Below are 6,645 nucleotides of genomic sequence, written 5' to 3'. Positions count from 1 at the left end.
TGAAGGTTTACACAAATATTTAATTAGACCCACTTATTTCAATTTTAATATTTTTTAAATAATCAATAACAATATCTTCAACGCTAGAGTAGTAATTAATATTTTCTCCTTGAATTAAAGAGGTATATTCTTCCCCGCCTGATGACATAAAATCTGTTACAGCAATATTATAGTAATTATCTAAAATGATAGGATTATTTTTTATATAAATCTCACTAACTCTCTTGTATGGTGGATTATTTGGGTTAAAAACGACTCGCATGCCAGAAACTTGAGCCATTGCACCTAAAGGTTCAGGAAAGGCTTTTAAACCATTCTCAAGAGCTTCTTTTAAATTACTTCCTTTTATTTTTTTTGTAACAATATGATTATTAAAAGGAATTGATTTAAAAATATCTTCAATTGTTATATATCCTTGAGAGATCGATTCTCTAATACTACCTCCATTAATAAGTACAGCATCAGAATTTGTTTTCCAGAGAATAGCATCAGTTATAAGTTGTGTTAAATTTGTTTCTTTACATCTAACAGATTCTCGATCGCCAATTAATGGAAATTTTGAATAAGCTATAGTTGTTTTACTGATAGAGTTTTGTGTATTTTGTATATTTGCAATTATGTTTTCAATATAAAAATTATTTTCATAATAATCTAAATCATTTGAACTCATTAATTTATATTTCCATTTACTTTTTTTATCGTTTAAATTTAATTGAATAATAGCAATATTTTTATTGTAACTTCCAGCTTGACTGATTAATGTATTATTAACTATACATTTTTCTTTTATTTCAGTATGGCTATGTCCATCAAAAATTATGTCAATCTTGGAGAAGTTATTAGCTAAATTAAAACTTTGATTAATGATTTTGGTACTTTTATCACATCCGAGATGAGTTATTCCCACAAATAAATCAATGTTTTTATTTTCTAAATTATTTAATAGATTTTTAACAGATTCTTCAGGATTTGTAAATTCTAAGTTTATTATATTTTTTGAATTTGTTTTATAATAAGTTTCAGGAGTAAGAAGTCCAAAAAAGCATATATTAAATTTATTAAAAGTGACAATATCATATGGAAGAATATTGGTATTATTATTTTTATCAATTAAATTTAAAGCTAATGTTTTATAGGTCTGTAAATTTATAAGTGATTTTAAGTGATTAAATCCATAGTTGAAATCATGATTACCTATAGTTACATAGTCAAATTTAAGAGCATTAAAAAGAGTAATAATAGATTCACCTTTAGAAAAATTTGCGAAAGGAGTACCATGAAGTGTATCTCCAGAATCAATTAAGAAAACTTTACCATTTTTTTTATTATTACGTAAAGATTCTAAAAAAGTAAATAGTTTAGGAAAACTAATGCTGTTATTTTCACCATTAACCCTTCCATGAATATCGTTAAGATGTACAAAAGTTAAATCATAATTGGTATTATCAAAAATCATAATGCCTCCTAAAAAATTGTATTTTTCCAGTCTATCACATAATTTATAAAAATGATATATGCTTCTTGATTTTTATAAATAAATTTTGTTAAGATATAATTATAGAATAAATTTAAAAGGATGTAAAATTAATGAAAATAATAATAGATGCAGATGCATGTCCTGTAACAGATATAGCTGTTAAAATAGCTAAAGAGAAAAAGATACAATGCTTAATAATATGTGATAATGCTCATAAAATAATGAGGGATGAAGTTGAGACAATAGTTGTTTCTCAAGGTGCAGATGCAGTAGATTTTGCTATTATATCTAAGACTGATAAGAAAGATATAATAGTTACTCAAGATTATGGATTAGCTTCAATTATTTTGTCTAAAGAAGCTTTTGCAATAAACCAAGATGGATTGATTTATAGTAAATTTAATATAGAAAGTTTACTTTTTAGTAGGCATATGTCTCAGAAAATGAGAAATGCAGGAAAAAGAACAAAAGGTCCAAAGAAAAGAACTATGAATCAAAATAAAGATTTTGAAAAAAATTTAATAAAACTTTTAGAAGATATAAATAAATAGTTTGATTAAGGAGGAAGAATGAATACTAATCAATGTAAGAATTGTGGAAAAGAATTAGAAAAAATTGGGAATGAGTATATTTGTAAAAATTGTAATAAAAGATATACGAGAAAAGCTTATTGTCCAAAAGATGGAATTGAACTTGAAAAATTAGCTGCATGTGGATCAATAAGCTATTGGTGTACCAAGTGTAATGAACTAAAATCAAGAAAAGATGTTATTTATAAATTAGAAGAAGTAAAATAGAGGTTTAAGGGGAAAATATGGGGATAGAAGAGTTAGAAGAAAAATTAGAGAAAATATCATTGGGTTGTGAGAAATGTAAGGCTAAAATGTGTAATATTTGTCCTAATGGACAGATAAAAAAGACAATTAGAAATAAATTAAAAATATTAAATCCATCTTTAAAAAAAGAGAAGAATTTAATAAAAAAAATAAGAGATTTTCTTAAAAAAATTAAAACGAGGAAATAATTTAAATTATTTCCTCGTTTATTTTAAAGTTAAATGTTATCTCTAATAAGCTTTAACATTTGTTGTTTTGTCATAGCTCCTGGAATGGCAGTTTTTATTTCACCATCTTTTCCAATGATATATGTAGTTGGAAAAGCTCGAATTTTGAAGTTATCAAAATATATGCCAGTTTTATCAAAAACTGTAGGGAAAGAATAGTTATTTTCTTGTAAAAAATATTTAATTTCATCAATATTTTTATCTTGTCCGTTTGGATTTTCTTCCGTAACAGGATTTGTTATCCCTAGTATAATAACATCATTTTTATTTTCTCCAAATTCTTTATAAAGTTCTTCAATAGTTGGCATTTCTTCTTTACAAGGTGGACACCAAGTAGCCCAAAAATTTAGAAAAACAACTTTACCTTTATAGTTGGATAAAATATGTTCATTGCCATATTGATCTAATAAACGATAACTATCTTTATTTAAAATGGTTTCTGTATTATTAGTTATTGAACCATTGAGTGTTGATGGAATAAAATAATTAGATAGTTGATTCGTATATCCCAAAAATGTAAGTGTACCTATAATTACTAAAAATCCTCCAGCAATTTTAACTGTGTACTTTAAAAAATTTTGCTTAGATTTAAAAAAGTTTAATAAGGTTGTTGTAAATAGTCCTATCAATAAAAAAGGTATAACAAAACCTAATGAATAAATAAATATTAATAAATTTCCAATACTATTATCCTTTAAAGTAGCTGCTAAAATTAAAACTGAAGAAAGAATTGGTCCAACACAGGGAGTCCAAGCAAAACTAAATGTAAAACCAGTTATAAAGGCTACAAAAGGCGTTATTTTTTTATCACTATAAGCAATTCTTTTTTCTTTGTATAAAGGATTTAATTTAATTATCCCAAGTTGAAATAAACCTAGAATAATAATAATAACTCCACCTATTTTAGAGATTATATCTTTTTGGCTAAATGCAAGGTCACCAATTGTAGTAAAAGAAACTCCTAAAATAAAGAATGAAGTTGAAATACCAAATATAAAAAATAAAGTATTAAAAAAAACTTTCTTTTGATTATAACTAATATTTCCATAACAGTCACTTTTTTTTCCATTCCCAGCTAAAAAGCTAAAATATATGGGAATTATAGGTATTACACATGGAGAGAAAAAAGAGAGAAATCCTCCTAAAAAAGTTAAAGAATAAAAAAGTAATCCAACTTCCATACTAAACTCCTTTATATTTAATTAATATCAAAAGAATACAGTATTTTTTATAGAAAAGCAAGACAATAAAAAAGAAAAACTTCTTTTTTTAGTAGAGTATAAAAGATATAAGGAGATGGTTATATGAAAGATAAAGAGTATTATATAATAGTTGCATCAATTTGCTTTTTTAGTGGATTTATAAACATTATAACGTTAACTTATTTTGGTTACCCGATATCACATTATTCAGGAACATTTACTTCAGTTGCAAAATATATTTATGATATTAGATTTTATAAAAAATTGGTTGAACTTATTATAATGATATTTTGTTTTATGGGTGGGTCAATTTTATCTTCTATTGTAGGTAGTAATTTTCAAGAGATAAATATTAAACGGTACGGAAAGATAATAGTAGTTTTTGGTTGTATAGTGCTAATAAGTTATTTTTTAGATAAAACCGATAAATTGTTTTTATTTTTTTTAACTTTAACTATGGGATTTCAAAATGGAATGTCAATAAGATTTAAAGGTAGCTTAATAAGAAGTACTCATATGACTGGAAATTTAACTGATTTAGGGAGTTATATAGGAAAAGTTCTAAAGGGTGAAAAGAATAAAATTGAGAATATATTCCTATCAGCTTTAGAAATAGGACAGTACATTTTAGGGGGAGTAGTTGCTTTAATTTTATTAGTTTTCTTTAAATCCTATATATTATTATTGTATGGGATACTTTATATAAGTTGTGGCTTATATATGAGTTCAAGAAAATAAAAAAAGTTGATATTATTACAATATCAACTTTTATGCAGACATGATATAAATATATTCTAAAATATCCTCAGCCATTTTATATAAATTGTCATCATATAATGAATTTTCAATACTTATACTACTTTTAGGATAAACACTTTCATTGCTTTTATGAACTATAGTGGGTATATTGAAGGCAGAGGCGATATGAGTAATTCCTGTATCTACAGAGATTACTAAATCAGCTTTTTTAATTAAACTGCATAAATCTAAAATAGAATTTTCTTTTTCTATTTTTCTTACTTCAGCCCATTTTATATTAGCAAGATTATTGAGTATAGAATTTTCTTTTTCCATAGGAATACTTCTTGAAATAGTTGAAGCAGTTCCGTTATATAAAATTAAAGGTTTTTTCTTTAAAAGTCTATCATATTTATTTTTTTTATCAAAATGAATATCATAAGTCCCTCCAGGATCTTTTATTCCAAATACTTTTAATATTTCAATTCCATTCTCTCTCATGTGATTTTGTTTTTTAGTTATTTTGTCAATAATATCAAAATGTTTACTATATTTTCTTTCAATTCCAATAATTTTTTTTGCATTTAGCAATTTCATAAGAATTAGTTCTCTTAAATAGATACTTCCAACTAGTTCAATATAATAATCAAATTTATTTCTATATTTTATTCCTGTTTTAATATTTTTAAAAATATCAAAAGATTTTTTTTGATAAGTATTATCTATAATAATCTCTTTTATATATGGATTTGCTGAGGCTAATTCTTTTGTAACCTTACTAGCTAAAATAGACACTTCATATCCATTTAAAGCTAATCCTTTTATTAAAGGTGTTTTAAATAAGTAATTTCCTATTTTTTGACAATCGTTAATTAAAACTTTTTTTCCTATTACTTGAAGGTTTCTTTTTTTATCTAAAAATAATTTTCCAATAATATATCCCAATTTTTTCATAGAACCATCTCCTTTTATATATTGATATTATCTAATATAAAAGTAAAAAAATGGTAAAAATTAGAGAAAAAATTATTTTATAAAAAAATCAGAGATTTTTGTTTATATATTTCTCACGAAGAGATTCTAAAACTTTATAAAAGTTGTCTAAAATTAAATCCCAACAACATTTATTTTGTAAAGGACTATAATTTGTTTTTAAAAAAGTCAAAACTGATTTTTCTCTGTCATTTAAAAGAGAAGAGTCTACTTTGTTTAATTTTTCTATAACACTATCATTATAAAGAAAAAATAAGTTATCATCTTTTGAAATATTTTCTAAAATTTTTCTTATGTCTTCAGTATAATAGTCATAAATGATATCTTCTACAGATTTAGGTAAAGAATCGACATTATAAGTAGCTTCAACATCTTGGTCTAAATCTTCGTAATTTACATTCCAATTTTTAAAAACGTAATTAATATGTTTTTCTATAAATTCTTGCTCAAACATTTAAATCACTCCTTTTTAAGTTGGACAAATTTTTAGAAAAAAGTATTTACTTTAATTCATCTTTAAATAGTCCCATATTGATAGTATCGTAATACTTACCATATCTATACAATTCTTTTCTATTTCTTCCTTCCTCTTTAAAACCGACAGCTTCATAACATCTTCTACCAGCTTCATTAAATTCAAAATAATCTAATTTTATTTTATGAATATTCATTTCTTCAAATAAAAATTTACAAAGAACTCTTAAAGTATCAGAACCAAAACCAAAACCATGATATTCTTTACCAATCCATAGTCCAATTGTGGCGACACTATTTTTTCTATCTAGACTATTTATCCCACATCCTCCAATATATTCATTAGTTTCAAGGGATTCAATTGCAAAATTAAAAAGTTCTCCGTTAGGAGCTAGGTTTTTATCCATAAAGCTTTTTTGAAATTCATAAGATAATGGAAAAATAGTTCCAATTGATAGAGTATCTCTTAGATTGTCTTCTTCAATTAATTTTAAAACTCTTTCAACTTCATTTGAATAATAAGCTCTAAGCTTGATTTTTTTACCTTTAAACATAATAAATCCCCTCCATTTTAAGATATTGACATTCATATTACCTTTAATTTGTTGAAAAGTCAAATATTTTTTCTATTTCTTAAAATAAGAGAACTACTCATATATATATTTATATTTTATATATAAATATAACTTTGTATTTAT

The 6,645-nt window shown here is 24.2% G+C and carries 9 protein-coding genes; 4 read left to right on the top strand and 5 right to left on the bottom strand.

Features of this window, described 5'->3' with window-relative positions; genetic code table 11:
* Positions 1-19: 19 nt before the first annotated feature.
* On the bottom strand, positions 20-1,456 hold the full coding sequence (locus HMPREF0202_RS06040) for a bifunctional metallophosphatase/5'-nucleotidase (RefSeq protein ID WP_023052268.1): 1,437 nt from the start codon (positions 1,454-1,456) through the stop codon (positions 20-22).
* A 131-nt stretch (positions 1,457-1,587) separates the two neighbouring features.
* Here HMPREF0202_RS06040 and HMPREF0202_RS06035 point away from each other — a divergent pair, with 131 nt between their 5' ends.
* Genes HMPREF0202_RS06035 through HMPREF0202_RS06025 form a run of 3 tightly spaced genes read left to right on the top strand, consistent with a single transcriptional unit; the run spans position 1,588 to position 2,501 of the window.
* Positions 1,588-2,028 carry a YaiI/YqxD family protein gene (locus tag HMPREF0202_RS06035; RefSeq protein ID WP_023052267.1) on the top strand — a complete coding sequence of 147 codons (441 nt, stop codon included), beginning with the start codon at positions 1,588-1,590 and terminating at the stop codon, positions 2,026-2,028.
* Between the two features lie 18 nt (positions 2,029-2,046).
* Positions 2,047-2,274 carry a zinc ribbon domain-containing protein gene (locus HMPREF0202_RS06030; protein WP_023052266.1) on the top strand — a complete coding sequence of 76 codons (228 nt, stop codon included), beginning with the start codon at positions 2,047-2,049 and terminating at the stop codon, positions 2,272-2,274.
* Between the two features lie 17 nt (positions 2,275-2,291).
* A complete protein-coding gene (locus HMPREF0202_RS06025) occupies positions 2,292-2,501 on the top strand; it encodes a hypothetical protein (protein WP_023052265.1) in 210 nt (69 codons plus the stop codon).
* Positions 2,502-2,530: 29 nt separating this feature from the next.
* Here HMPREF0202_RS06025 and HMPREF0202_RS06020 read toward each other — a convergent pair whose 3' ends face one another.
* Entirely contained in the window at positions 2,531-3,721 is a 1,191-nt protein-coding gene (locus tag HMPREF0202_RS06020; protein WP_023052264.1) for a cytochrome c biogenesis protein/redoxin, read from the bottom strand.
* A 123-nt stretch (positions 3,722-3,844) separates the two neighbouring features.
* Here HMPREF0202_RS06020 and HMPREF0202_RS06015 point away from each other — a divergent pair, with 123 nt between their 5' ends.
* Positions 3,845-4,480 (top strand): YoaK family protein, encoded by a 636-nt coding sequence (locus HMPREF0202_RS06015; RefSeq protein WP_023052263.1) that lies wholly within the window; start codon positions 3,845-3,847, stop codon positions 4,478-4,480.
* 30 nt (positions 4,481-4,510) lie between these two features.
* On the opposite strand, the gene HMPREF0202_RS06010 is transcribed toward HMPREF0202_RS06015, so the two are convergent.
* The 3 genes from HMPREF0202_RS06010 to HMPREF0202_RS06000 all read right to left on the bottom strand — a co-directional run bounded on the left by HMPREF0202_RS06010 (position 4,511) and on the right by HMPREF0202_RS06000 (position 6,501).
* Entirely contained in the window at positions 4,511-5,434 is a 924-nt protein-coding gene (locus HMPREF0202_RS06010) for a glycosyltransferase family 9 protein (RefSeq protein WP_023052262.1), read from the bottom strand.
* Positions 5,435-5,522: 88 nt separating this feature from the next.
* Entirely contained in the window at positions 5,523-5,927 is a 405-nt protein-coding gene (locus HMPREF0202_RS06005) for a hypothetical protein (RefSeq protein WP_023052261.1), read from the bottom strand.
* A 46-nt stretch (positions 5,928-5,973) separates the two neighbouring features.
* Positions 5,974-6,501 carry a GNAT family N-acetyltransferase gene (locus HMPREF0202_RS06000; protein WP_040406610.1) on the bottom strand — a complete coding sequence of 176 codons (528 nt, stop codon included), beginning with the start codon at positions 6,499-6,501 and terminating at the stop codon, positions 5,974-5,976.
* Between the last annotated feature and the right edge of the window lie 144 nt (positions 6,502-6,645).

Source organism: Cetobacterium somerae ATCC BAA-474, assembly GCF_000479045.1.
Taxonomy (GTDB): domain Bacteria; phylum Fusobacteriota; class Fusobacteriia; order Fusobacteriales; family Fusobacteriaceae; genus Cetobacterium_A; species Cetobacterium_A somerae.
This window is presented reverse-complemented; position numbering and strand designations above follow the sequence as displayed.